We start from the raw sequence: 25884 nt of genomic DNA on the forward strand, positions 1-25884 counted from the left end.
GTCATTCAAGTTGCATCACTGATGTATGCAGTGGAAGGAGAACACCATGAGCGATATCCGAATGTCCTGGGGAATGGTGGCGGTTGCCCTGGTGCTGGCCGCAGGTCTTGGCCTGGCGCTGTTCTGGCAGAGCATGCGGCGCAAGGAGGCACACACCCATTTGCAGGCCTGCAAAGACCAGCTGGAGCAGCTTCAGGCGCTGGGTCAGTCGCGTGAACTGGAGCTGCGCGAGCTGACCGCCGCGGTGCGTGCCGAGAAGGCGCATGTCGAGCAACTGCAGCGCCAGCTGAGCTTTGTCCATGAAGAGTCTGCCGGCTTGCGCGATGAGCAGAAGCAACTGCTCACCCAGTTGGCCGAGGCGCAAAGCCAGGCCAGCGCGGCGCGTGCTCAGCACGGCCAGCTGCTGCAGCAGCACGCCGAGCTCAAGCAGGCCCATGAGCGCCTGCAGAACAGTCACGAGGTGATGCAGGACAAGTTCGCCAACCTGTCCAAGGAGCACGCCACCCTCAGCAGTAGCCTGGAACAGAAGCAGCAGCACTTTGCCGAGCAACAGCAGCTGCTCAAGGAAAGCCGCGACCAGCTCAAGCTGGAGTTCGAACAGCTCGCCGGGCAGATCTTCGAAGCCAAGGGCAAGGCCTTCTCGCAGCACAGCCAGCAGTCGCTGGATGCGCTGCTCAAGCCCTTCCGCGAGCAGATCGACGGCTTCCGCGCCAAGGTCGAAGATATCCACCACAAGGATGTCCAGCAGCAGGCCGCGTTGACCCAGGAGCTGTTGCACCTCAAAGAACTCAACCAGCAGATCACCCAGGAGGCGCATGACCTGGCCACCGCACTCAAGGGCCAGAAGAAGGCCCAGGGCAACTGGGGCGAGCTGGTGCTGGAAAACGTCCTGGAGCGCTCCGGTCTGGTCAACGGGCGCGACTTCAAGCGCGAGGTCAGCATCAATGGCGAGGAGAATCGCCAGCGCCCGGACGTGATCGTCTACCTGCCGCAGGGCAAGCACCTGATCATCGATGCCAAGGTCTCGCTCAATGCCTACACCCGCTACATCAATGCCGAGGATGATGCCGAGCGGCGCCTGGCTCTCAATGAGCACGTCACGGCCATCGGCCAGCGCATCAAGGAGTTGTCCAACCGGCACTACTTCGAGCTGCCGGGGCTGAATGCGCCGGAGATGGTGTTCATGTTCGTGCCCATCGAGTCGGCCTTCGTCGAGGCGCTCAAGGCGGACGAGACCCTGTTCCAGAAAGCCATCGAGCAGAACGTGCTGGTCGCCACCCCGACCACCTTGCTCACTAGCCTCAACATCGTGCGTCAGCTCTGGCGTTTCGAGGACCAGAACAAGCACACCGCTGAGCTGGCCGAGCGCGCTGGGAAGGTCTACGACAAACTGCGCACCTTCCTCGGCAGCATGGACGCCATTGGCAACAGCCTGGACAAAGCCCAGGACGCCTACCGCAAGGCGCGTGATCAGCTGGTCAGCGGCAAGGCCAACCTGGTCAAGCAGGTCAGCGACTTCCGCCAACTGGGCGTGGCCGTCAAAGGTGAGCTGGACGAAAGCTGGGTAGACCGCGCCGAGCTTGAGCTGGGCCTGGTCGAACAGGAAGCCTTCGAGGCGCAGGAGCAAGCATGAACGCGTGCGTGCGGCTGGCCATGGTGCTGCTGCTCGGCATGAGCAGCACGGCTTTCGCCATGGACCGCGACCTGGACAACGATGGCCGCTGGGACTTCGGCGCAGGCGGCAGCGATCGCGACATGGATAACGACGGACGCTGGGATTTCAATGCCGGCGGCTCGGACCGTGATGTCGACAATGACGGTCGCTGGGACCACGACAAAGGCGGCTCGGACCGCGATCTGGACAACGACGGGCGCTGGGACTTCGATGCCGGCGGCTCGGATCGGGATATCGACAACGATGGTCGTTGGGACTACGACAAGGGCGGCAGCGACCGTGACCTGGACAACGACAAACGCCGCGATTGACGACCGACCGCCTGCACACGCAGGCTCGGCTAATCAACCACGCTCAGCAGGAAGCAACCTCCATGAATAAACCCACCACCGTGCAGGCACTGGAAGATCTGGGGCGTGTCAGGCTCTCCAAGAGCTTCTTCATGCGCGATTTTCTCTATTCGGAGATCAGCCAGATCGACGGTATCCCGAATATCCCCGACTTCCCCGACCGCGCCATCGAGGCGGGGCGCCAGCTCTGCGAACAGTTGCTGGAGCCACTGCAAGAGCGCTTCGGCCGCATCGCCATTCGCTCGGCGTATCGCTCGCCGGCGGTGAATGCCAAGGGGGCGGAAGACGGCAACAACTGCGCGAAGAATGAAAGCAACTACGCCGCGCATATCTGGGACTACCCGGATGCCAACGGTCACCTGGGTGCTACTGCCTGCATCGTGGTGCCGGCCCTGCTGCCCTGGTACGACCAGACCGGCGACTGGACGCCGCTGGCTTGGTGGATTCACGACAACCTGCCCTACGCTAACCAGTACTGGTTCCCCAAGCTGGCCGCCTTCAACCTGCGTTGGAGCGCCAATCCGCAGGTGCTGCCGAGCATCAATACCTATGTCACCAACCCGCATACCGGTGACAAGAAGGCGCTGGTGCACAAAGGCGTGGCCACGCTGGGCGCTCAGGAGCGCAAGCGCATCGTCGAGCCCTGGCTGGCCAGCCTGGCGTAATGGGCTCTGCCTTAACCGGGCATTGCGGCGGTGCGCGTAGGAGCTGACCAGTGAGTCAAGGAGGCGTCCGGCTTTACCCATGCGGCGCCAGTGGATATGGTGACGGACATCGCAAAATGGCAGGTCGTGGTATCCCAGGGATGGCCCTCCGAATGTGCGGCGGCAACCGCCGCATAACGTCGTGCCACCCTCTGATCCCGTCTTGATTGCCACCTTGGTTTGAATTGGGCTGGCCCGCTCTGTGACGGGCGGCTGTGGAGTGTTGTGCATGAATGAGTTGGAGCAGGCCCTGTTGGCCTTGGTGCCGGTGGATGGTTCGAGCATTGGCAATCAGTCGCTATTGGAGCGTCTGAAAGGGCAGTTTCCGCAGATCAGCGACGAGGCCTTCTGGGCGGCGCGCGATGGGCTGATCGAACAGGGCGTGCTGCAGAAGGGGCGTGGTCGCGGTGGTTCGGTGTTGCGCGCGCAAGCATCGGGCAGCAGCCTGGCCGATCAGGCGCTGAACAAGGCCCGTGGGCGCTTCGAGCCGGCAAATGCGGCAGAGGTGTCAGCCGACTATGTGGTGGAAGCCGCAGCAGCGGTGAAAAAGGGCAAGGCGGCCAAGGTGCAGCCCGCCACCGGCATCGAGGACATGAAGAAAACCCTCTGGGCCACCGCCGACAAGCTGCGCGCCAATATGGACGCCGCCGAGTACAAGCACATCGTGCTCGGGCTGATCTTCCTCAAGTACATCTCCGACAGCTTCGCCGGCCGCCGCGCCGAGCTGGAACGCAAGCTGACCGACGAGAACGACGACTATTACCTGGGAGATGACGACCCCGAGGCGCTCAACGCCGAGCTGGAAGACCGCGACTACTACCGCGAGGTCAACGTGTTCTGGGTGCCGGAAGTGGCGCGCTGGGAATCGATCCGCGCCGCCGCCAAGCAGGTGGATATCGGCAAGCGCATCGACGAGGCCCTGGCCGCCATCGAGGCGGAAAACCCCAAGCTGAAGAACATCCTCGACAAGCGATTCGCCCGTGTCCAGCTGCCGGACGGCAAGCTGGGTGAGCTGGTGGACCTGATCTCCACCATCGGGTTTGGCGAGGACATCGGCAAGGCGCGCGATCTGCTCGGCCAGGTCTACGAATACTTCCTCGGCCAGTTCGCCAGCGCCGAAGGGCGCAGGGGCGGGCAGTTCTATACGCCGGCCAGCATCGTGAAAACCCTGGTGGCGGTGCTTAACCCGCACCATGGCAAGGTGTATGACCCCTGCTGCGGTTCGGGTGGCATGTTCGTGCAGTCGGAGAAGTTCATCGAGGCCCACGGCGGCAAGCTGGGTGATGTGTCCATCTACGGTCAGGAAGCCAACCCCACTACCTGGCGCCTGGCGGCGATGAACCTGGCCATTCGCGGCATCGACTTCAACCTGGGCAAAGAGCCGGCGGATACCTTTATCCGCAACCAGCACTCCGACCTGCGCGCCGACTTCATCCTCGCTAACCCGCCGTTCAATATCAGCGACTGGTGGCACGGCAGCCTGGAAGGCGACTCGCGCTGGGTCTATGGCACGCCGCCGCAAGGCAACGCCAACTATGCCTGGCTGCAGCACATGCTCTACCACCTCAAGCCTAATGGCCGCGCCGGCATCGTGCTGGCCAACGGTTCCATGAGCTCCAGTCAGAACAGCGAAGGCGAGATTCGCCGCGCCATGGTCGAGGCCGATGTGGTGGAAGTGATGGTCGCGCTGCCCGGCCAGCTGTTCTTCAACACCCAGATTCCCGCCTGCCTGTGGTTTCTCGCCAAGGACAAGCGCCACGCTCTGAGCACTGGCGGTATCGATCGCAGCGGCCAGGTGCTGTTTATCGACGCGCGCAAGCTCGGCACCAGCGTCAGCCGGGTGCAGATCGAACTGACCGATGCCGATATCGAGCGCATCGCCAGTACCGTGGCGGCCTGGCGTAGCGAGGCGCTGGATGAGGGGGGGCAGGTTGGCGAGTACGCGGATATTCCCGGTTTCTGCCGTAGCGTCGCCTTGACTGAAATCGCCGAGCATGGCCATGTGCTGACGCCGGGGCGCTATGTGGGTGCCGAGGAAGTACAGGACGACGACGAAGCCTTTGCCGAGAAGATGCAGCGGTTAACCCGGCAGTTAGGTGAGCAGATGCAGAAAGGCGCGGAACTCGATCAGTTGATCCGGCAGAAGCTGGGAGGGCTGGGGTATGAGTTCTGAGGTTCTTGTCGGGCGATTTTCAATCGGCGACTTGATAAAAGCTGGAGCTATTACTGCGCATAAGGATGGGAATTTTGGCTCGCTTTACCCACGTATAGATGACTTTGTGGATGACGGTATTCCGCTACTGACTGCGAAGGTCGTTAGCGCTGGGAGAATTGATTTCGGTGCGGCCCAACGGCTAAGTCAAGAGAAAGCTATCAAATTGCCCTATGGGTTTATTCGGGCTGGTGACGTTTTGCTTTCGCATAACGCTACTGTTGGCCGGGTTGCTGTTGTGCCCGAGTTCAGCGGCCAAGCCATGATTGGCACCTCACTGACATACTTCAGAGTCGACAGATCAAGATTGCTTCCGCGCTACTTGGCATGTTTTTTCGAAAGCCGCGATTTCCAGAATCAACTGGCTAGTGTGATGGGCCTATCGACGAGGAACCAAGTTCCCATCACGGCGCAGCGCCTTCTGGAAGTTGAGGTGCCTTCCTTAACTGTTCAGCGCCAGCTTTCTGAGTTTGTTGGTGCAGTTGATGATCGCATCACCCTGCTACGCGAAACCAACGCCACCCTGGAAGCCATCGCCCAAGCACTGTTCAAATCCTGGTTCGTCGATTTCGACCCCGTGCGCGCCAAGGCCGAAGGCCGCCAGCCGGAAGGCATGGACGCCACCACCGCCGCCCTGTTCCCCGATAGCTTCGAAGAGTCCGAACTGGGCTTGGTGCCGAAGGGGTGGCAGAGGCTTGCTTTCACTGAAACAGTAAAAGTTATCGGCGGGGGTACTCCTAAGACTTCTGTGCCGGAGTACTGGGATGGCGATATCCCTTGGTTCTCGGTCGTTGACGCTCCTGCAGTTACTGATGTGTTTGTGATCGATACCGTCAAGCACATTTCTGTGGCAGGGCTAAACGGTTCATCGACCAAGCTATTGCCTGAAGGAACAACAATTATTTCGGCGCGTGGGACAGTGGGGCGTCTGGCTTTGGTCGGTAAAGACATGGCGATGAATCAGTCCTGCTACGGCCTTCAAGGCAAAGCAGGGGACGCCTATTTCACCTACTTCAGCACGTACCGTTTGGTTGAGGATCTTAAGCAGCGCAGTCATGGCTCGGTGTTTGACACCATTACTACCGAGACAATGAAGGGTGTTCAGGTCATCTACCCGAATGCGAGTGTTATTGAAGCGTTTGAAGCTTTTTTGCGTCCCTTTATGCGCCGAATTAAAGAAAACCTGCGGCAAGCCCAAACCCTCACCCAACTCCGCGACACCCTTTTACCCCGCCTGATCTCCGGCCAACTGCGCCTGCCGGACGCTGAGCATGCCTTTGAGGAAGTGCTGGCATGAGTACAGCCGCAACCGTAATCGATCTGCTGGATGCCGTGCGTATTCGCATTGCCTCTCTGGCCGAGGCGAAGCAACGTTATGCCGCTGAGATAGCGCCGGACTTTAACCTGGTAGATCACCTGCGCAATAACGAGGTGGCGCTATCGCGTTACCTGGGGCTTTTGCTGGATGTGCAGGGTGTACATGGCCAGGGCGAGCTGTTTTTGCGCGGCCTGCTCCAGCGGCTGGAGCGCCCAGGATTTGAGCCGCAGGATCTGCTACGCGTGGAGCTTGAGAAACGCACCCACAGCGGACGTTATCTGGATATCTACCTTGAGTTTCGCGGCGGGGTCATTGGCATCGAGAACAAGCCGTGGGCGGCCGATCAAAACAAGCAGTTAGAGGATTACGCAGGTTTTCTTCAGGCGTCGGCACGTGGCGGAGAGTGGCTGCTGGTGTATGCCTGCAATTGGGATCCGTCTGAGGCCAGCCTGAGTTCAGACAAGCGTGAGCAGCTTGAAGAGGCCGGTAACTTCTTACGCCTGGATTTTTTGCAGATTGCTGAATGGTTGGGAGAGTCCGCCTGCTTCGCCCGCGCACCCAAGGTGAGGCTATTTGTGGAGGCTCTCAGCGCTTATGTGCGCCAGCAGGTTAATGGAGAAATTGATGTGAGCGAGGCAGAGCAAATCAAGGCGGTGATTCTGCAAAAGCCTGAGCATCTGGAGGCGGCGCTAAAGGTGGCGCAATCCATCGATCAGGTGAAAGCCCAGCTGTTGACGGAGTTCAAACACTCGCTGGAGCAAGCCCTAGAGTCCGAAGGGCTGAGCTTGGTGTGGGATGGGCCGGAGCTGGCAAGCGGTCGTGCCTATGCTGGTTTTGGTGTGAAGCTGAACCTCGGGCACCGCCTACACCTGCGCTTCGAGTTCGCGGCTGCTCGGCTAAATACACTGGAGTGGGGTATTAGCCGCGACAACGCAGAGATCAAGCTTAATCCCGCCAATATTGAGGCCATTGCTGACGCCATGGACCGTGTTTTTGGGGTGGGGGAGCGTGGTGCTAACTGGCCCTGGTACATCGGTATTGGTACGCAGGATCACGTACTAAGTGATGCCGAGCGCAATTGGGCAACTTCCGCAGAGCCTTGGTTACGCATTGCAGACAAGACCGAGCAGGGCTTTGTGAGCCGGCTTGTAAAGCTGGCACTAGAGGCCAGGGTTGCCCTGGCTGGGGTGGATGACGCAATGCGTTGATCTGGTTGATCGCCAGAAGTGGGATGTTGAGTAGGGCCCAAAGAGGCTCACCACTATTGATAAGTAGGGCTAGGGCAGATGGACACTTCGACGTTACTCAGCTTATGGGACAGTGCTGATTCGGCACAAAAATTCGCTCCGACCTTTGTGGTTGGTTTGGTGGGCATTTTTTGTTTGCTGTATCTCGTGCATTACTTCTTCCGTTCGTTCTGGCTCAGCGGCCGGCTTAAAAAGCTGTCTAAGCAGATAGAGGCTGCTGGGGAGATTGCACCCGCGCAGCGTCGCAAGGAGTTGGAGCAATTGTTCAAAGGCCATGCCTTTGAGCATGTGTGGCGCGAGTATTCAGAGACCCTGCATAACCAGTACGAGCTGCGTGATGGCGAGCAACGCTTGCTGCGCTCGCGGGCGACGGCAGGCGCGGCGAGCTTCTTCACGGCCCAGAACATGGTGGAAACACCGCTGGTGACCGAGTTTTACAAACACTTGCCGGGCATTCTGACTGGCATCGGTATCGTCGGTACCTTCTTTGGCTTGATGTTGGGCTTGCAGCACTTTGACCCGAGCACGCCGGAACAGGTCAATGCCAGCGTCGATAAGCTGCTTAAGGACGTGTTGTTTGCCTTCCTGGGTTCGTTCGTCTCGATCCTGGCTTCGATTGCCGTCACCCTGACTGAGAAGTGGCGTTTGGGGCGTTGCTATCAACACCTGGAAGGACTGACTGAAAGCATCGATGGCTTGTTCGACAGCGGTGTGGGCGAGGAGTATCTGGCCGAGTTGGTTAAGTCGAGCAATGAAAGCTCAATCCAGACCCGCCAGCTCAAGGACAGCCTGGTCACCGATCTGCGCGAGATGCTGCAGAACCTGGTGGATACCCAGGTGCGGGAAAGCCTCAAGCTGGCCGACACCCTGTCCGCCAGTTACCGCGATTCTGGTCAGGTGTTGGCTGAGCAGATTGGCGGAGCTATCGAAAGCAGCTTGAAGGCACCGTTAGAGCAGATTGCCGGCGCGGTGCAAACAGCCAGCGGCGACCAGAGTAATCAAGTGCAAGGGCTGCTCACGGATGTGCTGACTGCCTTTATGAGCAAGCTGGAGAGCACCTTCGGTCAGCAGTTCCATGGTTTGCACGAAATGCTAGGGCAGTCGGTTGCGGCCATGCAGTCCATGCAGCAGGGCTTTAACAGCCTGGTGGCGGATATGCGCTCGGCCGGTGAGGCCTCCTCGGAAAACAGCGCCAAGATGATCGCGCAGCTGCTGAGCGATATGCAGGCTGGGCAGAACAGTATGCAGGCTGGGATGAACGAGATGTTGGCCAACCTGCAGGCTTCCATCGCGCGTATCGGTAGCGAGGGTGAGGATGCTGGCGAGCGTATGGCCAAGCAACTGGAGAAGCTCTTTGCCGAGAGCGAAGCGCGCCAACAGGCTATGGCGGAAAATCTGCAGGCGTTTGTCGAGTCTATGCAGCAGAGCATGGGCCAGGGCCAGCAGGAGACCATGGCCAAGATCGCAGGCTCGGTCGAGGTGCTAGGCGAGCAGTTGGGTGGCTTGTTCAAGCAACTGGAGCACAACCGCACGCAGATGGATCAGGCCAGCAAAGTGGCCCAGGTCGAGCTGCACCGCGGCACTCGCGAAATGGTTGGTGGGCTGGAGAAGCAGGTCGAAGAGCTGCTGACTGCTGTGGCCGAACAGAACGGCACCATGCAGGGCACCATCAAGCTGCTAAGCGCGCAAACCGAGCAGCATCTGCAAAGCATGCAGCAAGGCGCCGACAAAATGCGCCTAGCGGCCGAGCGCTTTGATACCGCTGGGCAGAGTGTAAGTAAGGCCGGCGAAGCGACAGCGGGAGTGCTAGGTGCAATACAAGGCAGCAGCGCCGAGTTGGTCGGCGCCTCGCGCGAGCTGAACAGTGTGGTGGCGGACTATCGCAATAACCGTGAGGCGGTAAATCAGACGCTGGCGGTGCTGCAGGGGGTGGTCGCTAGCACCCAGGGCGAGGCGGCGGGCCGCAGCCAGTATCTGCAGGATCTCAAGCAGCAAGGTGAGAGGCTGCAGGCGCTGAACCGTGAGGTGAACGATTACCTGGAGCAAATCAGTGGAGTGCTTGGTAAGGGCTTCAACGAATTCTCTGAGGGTATGGAGCGCAGCTTGCGGCAAACACTAGGCAAGTTGGATGAGGAGCTCGGGAGCGCAGTTACTCGGCTTGCAGGTGGCGTGGACACCATGAAAGAGAGCCTCGATGACTTCAGCGACATCATGGAACGTGTGCAGCGCAAGTGATCGGGAGCTAGCCAATGTTCAACAAATCAGCTGCCCCGACTCGCGCGCGAGATGAAGGCGAAAAGCCTTTCTGGATCTCCTTTGCCGACCTGATGACGGCGATGATGATTCTGTTTCTGGTGGTGATGGTGGCGTCACTGAGTTCGGTGACGCAGCGCATTCAGCAGGCCGAGCAGGGTGAGAAACAACGCGGCAAAGATATCGCCAAGCTGTGCGACGACTTGCAGCTCAAGGCGAGGAGTCGCAACCAGACCATCGTGGTGGACTGTCGAGATAACCGCATCAGTTTTGGTGAGGCGGGGCGCTTTGGGCAGAATCAGTACTTCCTCAATGAGAAAGGCCAGCAGGCGCTGCAGGACGTTGTGCCGTTGGTGCTAGACGCCGCTGACAGCGAAGAGGGGCGCAAGTGGCTCAAGCAGGTGGTGATCGAGGGATTTACCGATACTGACGGCTCTTACCTGTACAACCTGCACCTGTCGTTGCAGCGCTCTGAGTGGGTGATGTGCAGCTTGCTCGATAGCCGTAGCCCTGTGCAGCAAGGGCTTTCTGCTGAGCGCCAGCAGCAGATCCGTTCGATGTTCCTGGCCGGTGGGGTGTCGTTCAATAACGCGAAAGAAAGCAAGGAGGAGAGTCGGCGCGTGGAGTTGCGCATGCAGTTCTTTGGGTTGAAAGACAAGGAGCATGCCGCCACCGCAGAGGTGCCGGTTTTCGCTACAACGACGCTGGAAAAGTGCTCGTTGGAGATGCGCTAGATGAACCGCGCATTGTCGTCGCTGACCTCGGCTATTGCTCAAGGTCTGCAGCGCCAGCACGAGCGTACGGCGGATACTGGCCTTAGCGGGCTGGTTGCTTTGAAGCGTGCTGGCGCTGAGCTGGCGCGACGATTTGATCAGGCTGAGAAAGCGCTGGTGCCGCCACGGGAGAAGCGCCTGCAGGCACTTAACAAGTTCAAGCGCGAGCCAGAGAGCCTGGACTCTACCGAGTGGCGTCTGGTATTTGCCGGGCTGGCCGACGATGACGAAGTTAGCCTGCCGGTACTGGAAGACGACCAGTTGTTTGGCCGGGTGCATCAAAAGGTCGTCGGGCTTATCGAGCACCAGACACTCACTCGCCGCGATTGGCTGGCGCTGTGTTTCAGCTACTTCGGTTATGACGAAGACAAGCCCGACGACAATCCCAACTGGTGTCTGTTGCGTGAGGATATTGACCACGGGTTTGACGCGGTTAAGCAGCGCTTGGGCCGCGAGAAAGACTGGATGCGGATTGTGGCCCATTACCGCGAGCTGTTTGGTGAGGGCGCTGGGGCTCAGCTGGCTGAGGAGATCTTTGACGGCAAGATTCAGGATCTTTCTGCATTGCAGGCGATCGCGCAGATCCCGGATGACAGCTGGCTATGGCGGCGCATCTTTGCTGTGTTGTTGTCGCGCATCTTTAACCTGGACGACGCGACCTTCTTGCAGCGTTTGCCGGAGCTCGTGCAGCTCGGTCAGTTGAACGCGCGTTATCTCAATGATGTGCTTAGCGCCTGCCTGACTCGTTACTACCACTCCTGCTATCGGGAACAGTCCTCTTCGTTGCTCAAGCAGGCAGCCCTGGAGCATTGGGGGAGCCCGCAGATGCGCTCCAAGCAAAATGCCTGGCTGCAGTATGTGGAGCAGCCGGTGTGCGCGATGGTGGTGGCCTGGTTTGCCAAGGAAGACCTGGAGCACTTCTTCACCTTGCTTAAGGGCGAGGCGGAGGTCGATCAGTCGCGCCTCTTTTACTGGCTGCGCTTTGCCAATCAGATGAGCTACACGCGCATTGTGATGGGCGGCGATGCCTGGCATGACCGGGGCAGTGATTTTGTGGCTTTCCGAGAGAAGAACAAGGGGCGTCTGAGCCAGCTAACTGGCGGGCCTAGCCACAATAATGCGGTGGTGATGCAGATCGGTAACTACTTCTTCGTGGAGTTCTCCGGCACGGGCAACGCTTGCTACGTGTATCGAGCCGATTCGGCACCGTTCAACCCGGATAAGAGCGTCCTGGGCCTCGCTACCGAACTGAAGCAGCCAGCTCGTGCGCTGAAGCGTATGTCCCACTCACCGGCACCTCGCCGCCACGATTTGGTTGAGGGGTGGTTGGATAAGTTCGATGTAGAGCTGCGGACGCTGGGTATCGTGCCGCAGTCAACCGGCAGTAGTTCTGCTTCGCCAAAGGCCGCCGGCAATTCGCTAGAAGCTCAGCTGGCTGAGCTGCTCTCGCCCGTGCAGTACCAAGTGTTTGATAACCGCAGCAAGGGTGGTGCCTATCAGGTCAAGCTGGCGCGTGATGACGCCCGTGCCAAGACCGCTTTGCTGCGACTGGGATTCAAACCCGTGAATAACAATCCGCTGCTGTTCTGGAGGAGCTGATGCTTAAGCGATTTTTCTCAGGGAAGGGGCAGCGGACACAGCAAGCTGCTGCGGCACCCGTGGTTTGGGATGTGGAGGAGCAGGGGCTTTGCTATGTGCTGAGTCTGGCTAATGACGATGCGCATTGGCAGTTGGCCGCATACCTGGATCAGCTGTTTGAGGAGGATTTTGCTTCTCAGCTGAGTGACCGTTGGTTGCTGCCTTGGGACTCGCTTTATCAGCTATTGGATGACCCAGAACACGCCAGTAGCTTGCAGTTGCTTGGTTTGCCTCCGTTGTCGAAGCTGCAGCCGCAACTAGCTAGCCAAGGCAGCTTGGCTGATGCCGGTTTCAAGGTATTCCAGACATGGCGTGATCCTGCTGGCGGCGCTGTCGTTGAGGTGGAGCGCTGTGGTGCCATTGTGCGGGTTGCCGATGGCGTAGAGTTGTTGCCGCGGGCTGTCTGGGAGCTGCTGCAAGCCGTGCGCGCTTTGCATGCTGCTCAGCAGCAGTCGCCGGGGGAGACAACCAATCAGCTCGGTTGGTCGAACATCCGCAAGCTTGCCAAGCGTGCTGGTGCGGGGATGGATGGCTTCCTCGATAAGACCGTTGTGGTTAAGCCACAAAGCTTGAGGCTCAACCCCCGCAAAAGGATGGTCGGCACGACGCCAGTTATTGAGTTGGATGTGGCCTTTGATGGCCAGCCTAGCAATTGGCTTGCAAGCTTCGATGCCTATAAGCAGGTACAGGACAGTTACCGCGTACCGAGCGAGGATGGTTCTGTAACCCATGTACTGATCGAGCCTGAGGTGAAGGCGGTGCTAGAGTCGGTGCGCGCGCTGCCTGGGCGTCGCGTTGCTGGAGACGAGGCGGTATCCCTGCTGCGTAACCCTTTCAGCTTTATCGGGGATGAGGCTGCGAGGGTGGTGGACTCTGATGAGTACCAGAGCGCTCTGGCTGATGAAGGGATCTATTTCCACCGTTTTCGTCTTGAGCCGAAATTGGCTGAAGACGCAAAGACGATCCAGTCGGTCGAGCTCTTACTGGAGCCTATCTCGGCTACGCCGCTGCCTGAAGTGGTGTTGAGCTTTATCGCCCCCCATGAGCTGGCTCCTTTTGTACGTGCGCTTGAGGTGAACTTGGCGGCAGGTTTGCCCGCGAGTTCATGGCAGGGGCATGAACTGGAGTTGAGTGACTTCGATTTGGTGCAGCTGACAGGTGTCAAGGAGCTGCTGCGCGGCTGGCAGCGCCAGGCTGACGGCAAAGCCTTTGAGGCAGTGATCGATCTCTCCTCCTACGGTGACCGTGTGGTAGGTATCGGTGAGGCGGAGCGCATTACCTCTCCGTTCCTCGTCAAAGAGGCGACGGAGAACTGGTTGCCGGCAGAGATCAAAGACCTGGGTGTCGATGCGCAGCTGCTGGGTAAGTGGGACGCCTCGAGTCGAGAGCATTTCGAGGAGTTTGAGCAGCGTCTCGATGAAGCCCGTGCAGCGGGTGATGAGACCGTCTGCTTGCCTGGTACGGATTTGTCGCTGCCGCTCAAGGCGGCTGAGCAGCTGTTCGACACCTGGTCGAAGAAGCTCAATCCAGTCGAAGCACTTGCCACCCTTGGAACCACCAAGTCAGCACGTGCGGTGCTGCAAATCGAAAACAATATCGAGGAGGCTAAATACGCTGAGCGCCGTAGAATGGCGCTAGAGGCGGGACATGACGCACACGCCGATCTACCGGAATTGTTGCGCCCCGAAATTCAGTTGCGGGAGCACCAGCTGAAAGGTGTGGCCTGGATGCAGCATTTGTTCGGTCTCTCGCCAACCCATGTTGCCGGGTGCTTGCTGGCGGATGACATGGGCTTGGGAAAAACCATCCAGCTACTGACCTTTTTGGTGTGGTACCTAGAGAAGAATTCAGACGACAAACCCACCCTGATCGTTGCTCCAGTGTCGTTGCTGGACAACTGGGAGCGTGAGCTTGAACGCTTTTTTTATGCCGATGCGTTGCCCGTATTGAAGCTGTATGGCGGCGCGCTGAGTGCGGTTAAGTTCAAGAAGGATGAAATTCCAGATGACCTCAGGGCGAAAGGCATCAAGAACCTGCTTCGTCCTGGCTGGATAGGTAATGCCCGTATCGTGCTGACTACCTACGAGACGCTGCGTGATCAGGAGTTTTCCTTGGCCATGCAGCAGTGGGCGATCGTGGTCTGCGACGAGGCACAGAAGATCAAGAACCCGGCCGCGCTGATTACCCAGGCGGCAAAGGCTATCCCGGCGCGTTTCCGTGTGGCTTGTACTGGTACCCCGGTAGAGAACACGTTGATCGATCTGTGGTGTCTGTTTGACTTCATTCAACCGGGATTTTTGGGCGGCCTAAATCAGTTTGGTCGTGAGTATCAGCGGCCCATCGAGGCAGGAACTGAGCGTGATAGCGGCGCGTTGGAGCGTTTGCGAGGTCTCATTCAGCCGCAAACGTTGCGGCGTACCAAGCAGGATGTGGCCAAGGATCTACCGGCCAAGCTGGTGGATAAGGCGTGCCGGCAGCTCAGCATGCATGCGCTGCAGCGTAATTTGTATTTGTCCGAAGTGGCCAGCTACAGCCAGAAGCAGCAAATGCAGGAGCTACTTGAGCAGAAGGAGAGCGGCATGCTTGGGCTGTTACACCGGCTCAAGCTGGTATGCGCTCATCCGTACAGCGTGCAGCCAGATCAGCGGTTGCGGGATCACTCACCGAAGCTGCAGTGGCTGCTGCAAACGCTTGAAGGCATCAAGCGCGCAGGCAATGGCGACAAGGTCATTGTATTTAGCGAGCTGCGCGATATTCAGCGCGAGCTGCAGCACGCCATCTACGAGCGTTTTGGCTTCAAAGCCACGGTGATCAATGGCGATACCAGCACTAGCAGCCAAAGTGCGCAAAGCCGGCAGAAGCTTATCGATCAGTTCCAACAGCAGCCTGGGTTCTCTGTGATCATCCTCTCCACCGTTGCTGTGGGTTTTGGTGTGAACGTGCAAGCTGCCAACCACGTTATCCATTTCACTCGTTGCTGGAACCCGGCAAAAGAGGATCAGGCGACTGACCGTGCCTATCGCATTGGTCAGGAGAAGGATGTGTACGTTTACTACCCGACGGTACGGGATAACAGCATCCAGACCTTCGAGGCGACGTTGGATCAGTTGTTGGAAAAGCGGCGGGTGTTGGCGCAGGACATGCTGCACGGCTCTTCAGAGATCCAGGTGGCGGAGTTTGGTGAGCTGCTGAGGGCTCAGGGATGAATGAGCGATTAAGCAACTTGAAACCCTATGGGCTGAACTTCCGACGTGTTGGCCAAAGACGGTACTTTGGTCGGCCGATGATGTGGATTTCACGCGCTGCTTGAGCCAGCAGGGCCAGTCATGGCTGCGTTCGGCGTAATGGAACAACTGAGGTGCAGGAATGACCGAAGACCAACTGGAACAGGAAACCCTCGGCTGGCTCTGTGAGCAGGGTTACACGCACCTCTATGGGCCGGACATCGCCCATGACGGCGACAACCCCGAGCGTGAGAGCTATCGCGATGTGATCTTGACCATGCGCTTGCGCACGGCAATCGCGCGGCTCAACCCGCAGATACCGCTCGCTGCCCGAGAGGATGCGCTGCGCCAGGTGCTGGACCTGGGTGTGGCGGTACAGCTTTCGGCCAATCGCCTGTTCCATCGATTGCTGGTCAGCGGTGTGCCGGTGCAGTACCAGAAGGATGGTGAGACGCGCGGTGATTTCGTGCGCTTGATCGACTGGGCGGATGTGCGCGCCAACGAGTGGCTGGCCATCAATCAATTCAGCATCCAGGGGCCGAAGCATACGCGCCGGCCGGACATCATCCTGTTCGTCAACGGCCTGCCGCTGGTGCTGCTGGAGTTGAAGAATCCGGCGGACGTGAATGCGAATCTGGTGAAAGCGTTTGATCAGATCCAGACCTACAAGGAGCAGATTCCGGACGTCTTCGAGTACAACGAGATTCTGGTCATCAGCGATGGCAGCGAGGCGCGGATGGGCTCGTTGTCGGCGGACATCGAGCGCTTTGCGCGCTGGCGCACCATCGATGGTGTAACAATCGATCCGCTGGGTGAGTTCAACGAGCTTGAGACGCTGGTGCGTGGTGTGCTGCAGCCGGCGATGCTACTGGATTACCTGCGCTACTTTGTGCTGTTTGAGGATGACGGGCGGCTGGTGAAGAAGATTGCCGGTTATCACCAGTTCCATGCCGTGCGTGCGGCCATTCAGCAGGTGGTCAGCGCCTCGCGTCCAGGGGGCACGCACAAGGGCGGGGTGGTGTGGCACACCCAGGGCTCGGGCAAGAGCATCACCATGACCTGCTTCGCCGCACGCGTGATGCAGGAAGCGGCGATGGAAAACCCGACCATCGTGGTAATCACCGACCGCAATGATCTGGATGGCCAGCTGTTCGGTGTGTTCTCGCTGTCGCAGGATTTGCTGCGCGAGCAGCCGGTGCAGGCGCTGACCCGCGGTGACCTGCGCGAGAAACTGGGCAACCGCCCCAGTGGCGGCATTGTGTTCGCCACCATCCAGAAGTTCATGCCGGGCGAGGATGAAGACAGCTTCCCGGTGCTCTCGGAGCGTTCGAATATCGTGGTGGTGGCCGACGAGGCACACCGCACCCAGTACGGCTTCAGTGCCTCATTGAAGGCGCCTGACCTAAAAGTGGCCGAGGCCAGTGCCCGTTATCAGGTGGGCTACGCCCAGCACCTGCGCGATGCCTTGCCCAATGCCACCTTTGTGGCCTTTACCGGCACGCCGGTATCCAGCGAAGACCGTGATACCCGCGCGGTGTTCGGCGACTACATCCACGTCTACGACATGCAGCAGGCCAAGGAAGATGGCGCCACCGTGGCCATCTACTACGAGTCGCGGCTGGCCAAGTTGTCGCTCAAGGACTCGGAGCTGGCACATATCGATGACGAGGTCGATGAGCTGGCTGAGGATGAGGAAGAGGATCAGCAGTCACGGCTGAAGTCGCGCTGGGCCGCGCTGGAGAAAGTGGTGGGTGCCGAGCCGCGCATCAAGAGCGTGGCGGCTGACCTGGTGGCGCACTTCGAGGAGCGAAATCATGCGGCTCCAGGCAAAGCCATGGTGGTGGCCATGAGCCGCGAGATATGTGTGCACCTGTACAACGAGATCATCGCCTTGCGCCCGGAGTGGCATGACGAGGATCCGAAGAAGGGCGCAGTGAAGATCGTTATGACCGGCAGTGCCTCGGATAAAGCCTTGCTGCGCCCACACATCTATCCGAGCCAGGTGAAGAAAAATCTGGAGGCGCGCTTCAAAGACCCGAAAGACCCGCTGCAGTTGGTGATTGTGCGCGACATGTGGCTGACCGGCTTCGATGCGCCCTGTGTGCATACCCTGTATGTCGATAAACCCATGAAGGGCCATAACCTGATGCAGGCCATCGCCCGGGTGAACCGCGTGTTCAAGGACAAGCAGGGCGGCCTGGTGGTGGATTACATCGGCATCGCCAATGAGCTGAAGGCAGCACTCAAGGAGTACACCGCCAGCAAGGGTAGGGGGCGACCCACCGTCGATGCCCACGAGGCTTATGCGGTGCTGGAGGAAAAGCTCGATGTGCTGCGCAGTTTGTTGCATGGCTTCGATTACGGCGACTTCCTGACTGGCGGACACAAGCTGCTGGCTGGTGCCGCCAACCACGTGCTGGGGCTGGAGGATGGCAAGAAGCGCTTTGCCGACAATGCGCTGGCCATGAGCAAAGCCTTTACCTTGTGCTGCACGCTGGATGAGGCCAAGGCGGTGCGTGAAGAGGTAGCCTTCCTGCAGGCCATCAAGGTGCTGCTGACCAAACGCGAGATCAGCGCCAAGAAGAAAACCGATGAGGAGCGCGAACTGGCCATCCGCCAGATCATCGGCAATGCCGTGGTCTCCGGCGAGGTGGTGGATGTGTTCCAGGCGGTGGGGCTGGACAAGCCCAATATCGGCCTGCTGGATGACGAGTTCCTCGCCGAGGTGCGCAACCTGCCGGAAAAAAACCTTGCCTTGGAGCTGCTGGAGCGGCTGTTGGAAGGCGAGATCAAGAGCAAGTTCGCCAGCAACCTGGCCCAGGAGAAGAAGTTCTCCGAGCTGTTGGATAGTGTGATCAAGCGCTACCAAAACCGCTCCATCGAAACCGCTCAGGTCATCGAAGAGCTGATCGAAATGGCCAAAAAGTTTGCTGCTGCCAGCAAGCGTGGCGATCAGCTGGGGCTGAATGACGATGAGTTGGCCTTCTACGATGCATTGGCCAACAACGAGTCATCAGTACGAGAGTTGGGCGATGAGACCCTGGCCAAGATCGCCCATGAACTGACCGAAAGCCTGCGCCAGAACGTGACCGTGGACTGGAGCAACCGCGACAGCGTACGGGCCAAGTTGCGGCTGCTGGTGAAGCGCATCCTGCGTAAATACAAGTACCCGCCGGATCAGCAGGAAGAGGCTGCTCAGCTGGTGCTGGCGCAGGCGGAGACGCTGTGCGGGGCGTGGATGTAACCCCAAAAATACTGCTGATTGAGCTAAAGGAGTCGCTGATTGATGCAGTTGATGAGTTAGATTGGCCCGTCAAAGAGGCTCGGGCTGCTGAGGCATTGCTCACTAATCTGGCACATCAGTGGGATCCAGATTTTCTTGAGCCAATTTAGGCAAAGGTGGGTCAGAGGCTCTCTGTCCCACCTTTGAGCAAAGCGTGTCCTGTGAGTTGGAAAGACATCCAGCGCGCTTGGGCTTTAAGGCCTAAGAAAAATAAAAAAGGAGAAAGAGATGGCTGCTTTGACCAAAGAGCGAGGGATGTTTGAGCTGACCCTTTTGAATGCCGAAGTCAGCCAAGCAGAGATGGATGATGTGCTGGTTTTCGGTCTCAATCGCGGTATTCCACCAGAGATCATGACCCGGCTTGAAAGTCTCTGGCGGGTGACGAAGACCATTGCTGGTCAGGTGGTTGCTGTTGGGAAAATCGTCGTTCTGAAGATCTTCGAATTTTTGAAGGCGAATCCAAATCTGACAATCGGCATCGCTCTTGGCGCAGCAGTCGGAGTGTTGATTGCCGGTATTCCTTTGTTAGGCACATTGCTAGCGCCGCTTTCAACGGCGCTCTCCATGGCATATGGCGCTACGGTCGGTGCAGCGTTCGATGCAGGTGGCATACCCAGTGATCCCTACATTGCAGCCTCTCACTTGGCGAAGAAATTCTTCGAGCTGATCCAAGAGATATTCATGGCCGTCAAAGACTATCTCGTGATGGTTGAGGCTTGATCGATGGCTTTCGACTCCTACCTAGAGCGCTTAAAGAAAGCCAGAAAACTGACCCAGGATCGTATTGAAGCCGAGCTGCCAAAAGCCAAGGTCTTGTTGGATCGCGCGCTGGAAACTACCAGCGAGGTGACGGCTAAGACGGCGAGCGCTGTTTCGGACAGCTGTAGTCAAGCCGTAGATAAAGCCAAGCAGTCACTAGAAAACGGTGATCTTCAGCGAGCGGGTGAGCGCTTGAAGGAAGCAGGACTGGCAAGCCAGAAGGCGATGATTGAGGCCAAGCGCAAGGCTCAGGAGCTGATGCGCAAGCCTGACTCGTCAGGCGCTGATTCAGAAGTGGATCAGTCTGAAGAGGCTTCCATCAGAAATGCAATTGAGAAGATGAGCGGGCGAGACAAGGTTGGTCTTGCCGGGGAGCATCTTGCTGCCGCCGGGGGCGCGGCTGCTGGGGTCGCAGCTGCAGGAACTATTGCCGGAGCTGCGGGCGCGACGACCCTGCTGGGCTCCACTGGACTTGCGGGCATGTTGGGTGGCGTCTTTGTTACAACGACGCCTGTTGGTTGGGTACTCGGTTCTGCTGTCGTGATGGGGGCTGCTGGCTATGGCATTGCGAAACTGATCCGCTCCGGCAGTGAGCAGGATCGAGTGCGGCAGGAGTTCATACAGCGTCAAACAGAACGGCTGATGGCGCTTGAGGAGGCTAAGGCGCCTCAGGATGAGAAGGTCGAGTTGGGGCAGCTGATGGCGCTGACACTTGATGCCGGAGTCTTGGATCAAGCAGATGCCAGCAGAATGGTTGACTTGGTAGATGCTGGCAAACTCCCAGTCGCTTTGGCGCTGGAGCGGATGCGTTCGCTTGCATTGGAGAGTCAGCTGATCGAAGTGAACCCAGGTCCCTCAGACTGATAACTGTAGTTGTGTCATCTTGGAAATTCGTTGTGCAGGCAGGTGATCCACCAAAGCCTGAATGGCAGTTTAAGCATTAGCCATGCTACGCATCGAATTACCAGCCAGCCATTCACCTGCTGCGAATGAAACAGCTTTTTGACAACAAAGCCTGTCGCTTCGCGATGGCAGTTGGGCATTTTTCCACTCCGCTCGGCTTGCTTCACATTCGTTTCGCAAACCATGGCTACGCGGAAAAACACCCAACTGCCCCATACTTGAAGGCTTCAAGTATGGGGGGAGGGGGCGTACTTGAAGATGCGCCTGGACGGCTGCTTCAAGTACGCCCCCTTCCTCCCGTTTGTTGTCAAAGCTTAGCCAGCCCGGCACGCCGGGCTGAAAAGGCGACTTTGCCGGTGGTGCGACGTTTTAGCTGCTCATGCCTTTTGCGATCAAATTCAAAAAGTAGCCAGCGCCCATGGCGCTGAAGTGACGAGCTTGGCATCCAAAAACGTTCATGGCCCATGCAGAAAAAGCTGCATTCAAAATGCTAGCCATGCGGTGGCGATTTGGTTATGAAAAAAGCCGCCGAAGTCAGTATTTTCAAGGGTTTCAGCGATAATATAACCAAAATAAGGAGTGCCAGTTTTGGCACGTTTTGCGCCACTAGAGGCCAGTGCGGTGTCAGTTCCGGCTTTCTCCAGTGCCACTAGAGGCACCTAAGCTGCCTTAAGTGGCACGATCCGAGTGTCGCAAACCGCGTGTGCGACACGCATGGTGTATCGCAACAGCTGAGTGCGACATAGCAAGGGTGTCGCAGCATCAATGTGCGACAGACCGAGAGTGTCGCAAATCTGCGATCACATTGCCGGTGCCGCTTGATGCACACTATGCGTGTCGCAAAACGCATGTGCGACATGGTCGGTGTGTCGCAGTCTGTTCATGCGACAGGGGGCGAGTATCGCAGCGTAAGCGTGCTACAGCCCAGGTGTATCGCAGTGAGGTGTCTCCGATACAACCATTGGGTTTCGGTACATGTTGTGACATGCCGCCGGTCTAAAGCCAAGGTGCTAGCCGTATGTGATGAACCAGTGCTAGCGGCATTCTGGTCGCATCAGTGTTCTGCGGCAGCTTATCGTATCGCTGACGCCTGAAAGCTTTCTAAAAATGCAAAAAGGCCGCACTGACGGCGGCCTTTATTGATCCTTCATCGCATCATCTCCAACTGATGATGGTTCCCTTCTGTTATGAAGGGGCTAGTGCAGCGTTTTCTTGGCTTTCCGACCTCGCTTGCTGCGTCCTGCCTGGCTGCTCATCAAATTTTTGAAGTGTTGCCAGTTTATGGCCCCTAGGGGCAGGTTGTAGCTCAGAGATCGCTCCAAGGTATCCAGCAAAAACACTGACTGCGGCTTATCGAGGTAGTGCTCGCGGGTGACTTCGAGCATGTCGCTGTCATGACCCAGCAGGTGTGCAATAACGGTTGCTGGCACGCCGGACTTCTGGAGCTGTACCGCGAAAGTGCGTCGAAAGCTTTTAAAATTAAAGCCACCACTCAGTGCCACTGGACAGTGCTGCCCGATGAAGCCGGCTCCAGTCACGGGGCCGCAGAAGAACCGGCTCGCAGCACGTGAATAAAGGTGTTTTTCGTCAAAGTGCAGCTCTGAAAACAGCAAAGCATCAGGGCCTTCGGCCTGACGACGCTCCTCCACGAAGTCCAGAAAACCCATTGCGATCAGCTTCGAACAAATCGGGATCTCGCGCCTTGATTGCTCATTTTTCAGCGACTTTTTGAAGCCGTTGTCGTTGATGCTGATAAGGGGCACGCCATGCGCGTCATGAAACACGTCGTGAACGCGTAGCTGGCAGAGCTCGTTGAGTCTGGCTCCGGTGAAGAGCCCAAGCGGCATTAGCCAGAAACAGTAGCTGTGAGCATCCCGACGCACTTGATCCCTGGGGGTGTCTGCTGCATATGCCTGATACGGCCAGCTATTGAAGAGGCTGACCAGATTGGAGTCCAAGAATGACTTGGTTATCTTCGATTTGGTGGTCTGGCAGCCTTTGATCTTGAGGTCTTCATCAACCCAATGGTCATTGGCTGCTTGATCCAGCATGCGATTAAACAGCCGGTAGTAGGCTTGGAGGTTATCGCCCTGGCTGCTAGATGTGTTGTTCTTTCTGAGCAGCTTTGGGAGATCATCCTTTAGCGTTTGGATATCGCGATTGCTAAGGCTGGCTACTCGGCGCAAGGGATCATCTTGAGTAAGCACGGCCTTGATTTTGGCCATCCTGGCTCTGAGTTGGTATGCCGATTTTGCGTTGCGAGGATTCTGCCGAAGGAAGCGATTCAGCACGTTGTCCATGAACTCGGACAGCAGCGGCGAGTTGTGGTGCCGATAAATCGATTCAGAAATCTTGGCGAGGTGAGGCATGGCCACTTCCAATATTTTTGGGTCGTGACCAGCGGCCAAAGAAAGCGTTAGGCCGTGTGTGACTGGGACGGAGATGAGGGAGGGGGTTAGTGCATTCATAAGTGCCTCTCTGGTTAATTGAGGCACCACAATACCACTGGATGTGCAACCAGTAAACATGAATTTGGCAAATTACTTTAATTATTTACCTGCATTGACAGTTTGTCAATAGATTTTTTTGGGGTGCGGGGAGAGTTATCTCCCCGCACCAGTTCCGCTATCGGTTGGTGCGGGATCGCCAGTGACGTTTTGCGGGCCTGTTGGCGGCTATGCTGCTGCCGGCGGGGCGGCCAACGCGGAAGACTCCCTGCTCGACCTGCAGCGCACGGTAGTGGCTGTAGTGGATGTGTGCAGTCGAGGCTTCAAAGTTGATCTTGTCGAGCTCCTCTTTCAGCACGTAGCTCGGGTAGCAATCGCCGTAACCACCGGTGGTGCTGCGGTCGGCATGGCCGACCAATGCCTTGCCGATCAGCAAGTCCAGCTTCTGTCGGCGAAACTGGTTGATGAAGGTGTGTCGCAGGCCGTGAAAGGTGAGTTCGTCATCGCCCAGCCCGCACTGTCCCAAATAGCCTTTGTCATCTTTGTCTGAGCCGCGGTACCACCGGCTGGCAGTGTGGCCTGGGGAAAGGTCTCCGTAGGTGCGGAGATTTTCAAAAAGAGCTGCTGACGGGTCGCCGCCTGTCGCGTGCAGGCGCTGTTGATGAAATTCCAGGAATCCGGCTTCGAGAATCGCTTTGTGCAGCGGCACGAGGCGCTCCGAATCAACGGTTTTCAGCTGTCTTGCGCCGGAGCTACTGATGCTGATCACCCACACGCCAAGCTCTTCGCGAATATCACCAAGCCGAAGCTGGCACAACTCGCTCAGTCGTGCGCCGCTGTAGAGTCCGAGAAGCGGCAGCCAGAAACGATAGTCATCCAGGCGCCAGCGAGGCGGCGCTTTCAGCGTGTAGGCCGGGCCGCGAAGCAGTTGCTCAATCTGTCCAGGGGTGTAAGTGCGTTTGCGCGGAGAGGGGGCACCTTTGGTGCTGAACGTCAGTCCTGCGGCCAGGTTTTCATTCAAATACCCCTGATCGTGAGCGTAGCGGATGAGGGCGCGGGCTAGCTCGAAAAACTTTTTCGCAGTGCGCGCGTTGATGGGCTCGTACTTGCCGCTCTGAATAATCTTGCTTAAGGGTTGATAGCGGGTGGCACGCAGGCGGTGGCGATTTTTGGGGTAGCTGCGCAACTGATCTCGCAGTGCATTGAAGTCTGCTCGGGTCAGCGTCTGGATTGGGCGATGACCGCCGATCAGTTCGGCTAGTCCCTCCAAGCGTGCATGCATGGTGATGCGCGTGCGCGGGTTCTGCCAGGCTCCTTCGCGCACTTGCCGCTCTTCGAACTCGCGGATGAGGGTGCCGAAATAGAGGGTTGGTTCGCTAGTGGTTGGAGGTTGAATCAGGCATTCATTCGATGCGGGGACCTCAAACAGTGCTTTCAGCTTGGCTCCCTGCTCGGGTGGCAAGGTGCTGCTCAGTGCATTGAGTAGCGCTTGGGTACCTGCATCTTGGGGTGGTGTCGCTGTGTCGTTTGCTGCGTTCATGTCCGGCAGCGAGGGCATTGGTTCGGCAGGCGGAATTGGGCCAAGCATGCGCCGGATTAGATCCTGAATCTCCTGCCGGGCGCGTTCATAGGCGTCTGATGACGGGGCTTCGATGAAGCAACTCAGCAGAGTCTTGTCGATCTGTACCAGGCTGAAGTGCAGCAGGATTGATGCAAGGATTGGTGAGCTGGTGAGTAGCTCGATGCGCATCTTCTTCGGGCGATTGGGGCTCCCTTTAAGGCGCGGATCGTCGAGGGGTATCAAAACGGTATAGAGCCCGCTTTCCTCTTGAAGAGTCTGAAAGTTCTGGCAGAGGGCCAGGTGGTCGACCTTTTTCGCAATCCGGCTGAGGTGAAACATCACGCTGTGCGCGGACTGTGGCAGTCCGGTTGGAATATGCAGCAGATTGCGGCCCTGGTCTGGGCGGGCAAAGCACAGGTATTCGTAGAACGAGAGCATCGTGATCAGTGGATGCCCGGACTTCAAAATATTCCGGGACATTGGAGTAGTCTCCAGCACGGTGATGGCGCTGTAGATGTAAACAGCGGCGGCATTGGCTACTTCTGGGTCATTAGTGCCCAGGGGCCAATCGAAGCGGGTAAAGCCGAATTTGAGGGCTTTGCGCAGTGCTTCGCTTGGATGCAGGGCAAAGTAGATCTCGCCTCCCGGTTCGTTGCAGAAGAGTACGGGATGCTCTTTGCATTCCTCCATAAGGCGTGCATGGCCGGCGCTCAGGTCGGTGTTTGCGAGCTTGGCGGGTGATGGGCGCAGGCCCCAAATGTTCAGCGAGGTGTCGACAAAGCGCCTGACTTCAGCCTGTAAGAGCTCCAGGTTGCTCAGAATGAATTCTGGGCTGAACTCTTTGAATGGGATCCTGAGGCGTTTCAGCAAATCCTGAATGCGTGCATTCAGGTGCTTGGCAAGGTCGCGTGCGAGGGCTTCGTCGTGGCCCAGCGACCAGCGAATTTGTGCAGGCAGCTGGGGTTGGGAGCCGATATCGCTTGGGAAGGTGTAGTAAAACTGAAAGCCAGTTTTGGCCTGATAGACAAGGTGCTGAACACCGGTTTTGCTTTGACGCTTGGACATGATGGCGTACCTATTTGGATTCACAGTTGGACTGTGTGAAATCCAGTGCCATCAAATCGTGCCTGAAACCCGCGTTTTAGACGGGTTTCAGGCCTCATTTGGTGGAGCCGGGGGGATTTGAACCCCCGTCCGCCAGCTCTCCACTATCGGTTCTACATGCTTAGCCATCTCTACTGAGTTAACTCCGCGCCGCCCGAGTGGCAGGGTGCTTGGAGCGAGCTGCATAAGTTTTAGCCGTTACACCTGCAGCGAGCTTGGCGGCGATCCTGTTCTATCTGACAGACCAAATCTTCGGGTTTACAGGCATCCCCTAGGGTCTGCTGGCGCCCTTAGGCGGCCAGAGCGTAGTTGTCGTCGTTGGCAACTATGAAGTTGTGGCAGCGGATTTACGAGAACTGTCACCTACTCGGCATGCCCCTCAAGTTTTGCTACCGGCGTCGAATCCTAATCGGCCCCAGAACGCTCTTGCGAG

At 57.9% G+C, this 25884-nt stretch carries 16 protein-coding genes and 1 other RNA gene; 13 read left to right on the forward strand and 4 right to left on the reverse strand.

Annotated elements, in window-relative coordinates; translation table 11 throughout:
- The first annotated feature begins 46 nt into the window (after positions 1-46).
- From rmuC to P7A97_RS06155, 13 genes are all read left to right on the forward strand, one after another.
- Entirely contained in the window at positions 47-1633 is a 1587-nt protein-coding gene (gene rmuC / locus P7A97_RS06095; RefSeq protein WP_277689039.1) for a DNA recombination protein RmuC, read from the forward strand.
- The gene (locus P7A97_RS06100) at positions 1630-1986 is read left to right on the forward strand and encodes a hypothetical protein (protein WP_277689040.1); all 357 of its coding nucleotides are present in this window, start codon (positions 1630-1632) and stop codon (positions 1984-1986) included. Before rmuC ends, P7A97_RS06100 begins: the two co-directional genes overlap by 4 nt.
- Before the next feature lie 62 nt (positions 1987-2048).
- Positions 2049-2690: a peptidase M15 gene (locus tag P7A97_RS06105; RefSeq protein ID WP_277689041.1), complete on the forward strand. Its 642-nt coding sequence runs from the start codon at positions 2049-2051 to the stop codon at positions 2688-2690.
- A gap of 268 nt (positions 2691-2958) precedes the next feature.
- Entirely contained in the window at positions 2959-4902 is a 1944-nt protein-coding gene (locus P7A97_RS06110) for a class I SAM-dependent DNA methyltransferase (protein ID WP_277689042.1), read from the forward strand.
- Complete coding sequence (locus P7A97_RS06115) at positions 4892-6238, forward strand: restriction endonuclease subunit S (RefSeq protein WP_277689043.1); 1347 nt, start codon at positions 4892-4894, stop codon at positions 6236-6238. Before P7A97_RS06110 ends, P7A97_RS06115 begins: the two co-directional genes overlap by 11 nt.
- A complete protein-coding gene (locus P7A97_RS06120) occupies positions 6235-7467 on the forward strand; it encodes a PD-(D/E)XK nuclease family protein (RefSeq protein ID WP_277689044.1) in 1233 nt (410 codons plus the stop codon). The genes P7A97_RS06115 and P7A97_RS06120 overlap by 4 nt, the downstream gene beginning before the upstream one ends.
- Positions 7468-7545: 78 nt before the next feature.
- A complete protein-coding gene (gene zorA1, locus P7A97_RS06125) occupies positions 7546-9741 on the forward strand; it encodes a type I Zorya anti-phage system protein ZorA1 (protein WP_088177159.1) in 2196 nt (731 codons plus the stop codon).
- 14 nt (positions 9742-9755) lie between these two features.
- Entirely contained in the window at positions 9756-10493 is a 738-nt protein-coding gene (zorB1, locus tag P7A97_RS06130; protein WP_088177160.1) for a type I Zorya anti-phage system protein ZorB1, read from the forward strand.
- Positions 10494-12131, forward strand: a complete 1638-nt coding sequence (gene zorC, locus P7A97_RS06135) for a type I Zorya anti-phage system protein ZorC (protein WP_088177161.1) — start codon at positions 10494-10496, stop codon at positions 12129-12131. It abuts the gene before it with no gap.
- Complete coding sequence (gene zorD, locus P7A97_RS06140; RefSeq protein WP_088177162.1) at positions 12131-15376, forward strand: type I Zorya anti-phage system protein ZorD; 3246 nt, start codon at positions 12131-12133, stop codon at positions 15374-15376. The genes zorC and zorD overlap by 1 nt, the downstream gene beginning before the upstream one ends.
- A 160-nt stretch (positions 15377-15536) precedes the next feature.
- A complete protein-coding gene (locus P7A97_RS06145; RefSeq protein ID WP_088177163.1) occupies positions 15537-18638 on the forward strand; it encodes a type I restriction endonuclease subunit R in 3102 nt (1033 codons plus the stop codon).
- 267 nt (positions 18639-18905) lie between these two features.
- Positions 18906-19397: a hypothetical protein gene (locus P7A97_RS06150; protein ID WP_088177164.1), complete on the forward strand. Its 492-nt coding sequence runs from the start codon at positions 18906-18908 to the stop codon at positions 19395-19397.
- A gap of 3 nt (positions 19398-19400) precedes the next feature.
- Complete coding sequence (locus P7A97_RS06155; RefSeq protein ID WP_088177165.1) at positions 19401-20300, forward strand: hypothetical protein; 900 nt, start codon at positions 19401-19403, stop codon at positions 20298-20300.
- Between the two features lie 521 nt (positions 20301-20821).
- Here the strand turns inward: P7A97_RS06155 and P7A97_RS06160 are convergent.
- The 4 genes from P7A97_RS06160 to ssrA form a co-directional block, all read right to left on the reverse strand.
- Positions 20822-20989 (reverse strand): hypothetical protein, encoded by a 168-nt coding sequence (locus P7A97_RS06160; RefSeq protein ID WP_179213504.1) that lies wholly within the window; start codon positions 20987-20989, stop codon positions 20822-20824.
- Between the two features lie 546 nt (positions 20990-21535).
- Positions 21536-22807, reverse strand: a complete 1272-nt coding sequence (locus P7A97_RS06165) for a tyrosine-type recombinase/integrase (RefSeq protein WP_088177166.1) — start codon at positions 22805-22807, stop codon at positions 21536-21538.
- A gap of 157 nt (positions 22808-22964) precedes the next feature.
- Entirely contained in the window at positions 22965-25412 is a 2448-nt protein-coding gene (locus tag P7A97_RS06170; RefSeq protein WP_088177167.1) for a site-specific integrase, read from the reverse strand.
- A 99-nt stretch (positions 25413-25511) separates the two neighbouring features.
- Positions 25512-25868, reverse strand: a transfer-messenger RNA (tmRNA) gene (ssrA, locus tag P7A97_RS06175).
- Positions 25869-25884 lie beyond the last annotated feature (16 nt).

Source organism: Pseudomonas sp. GOM6, assembly GCF_029537485.1.
Lineage (GTDB): Bacteria > Pseudomonadota > Gammaproteobacteria > Pseudomonadales > Pseudomonadaceae > Aquipseudomonas.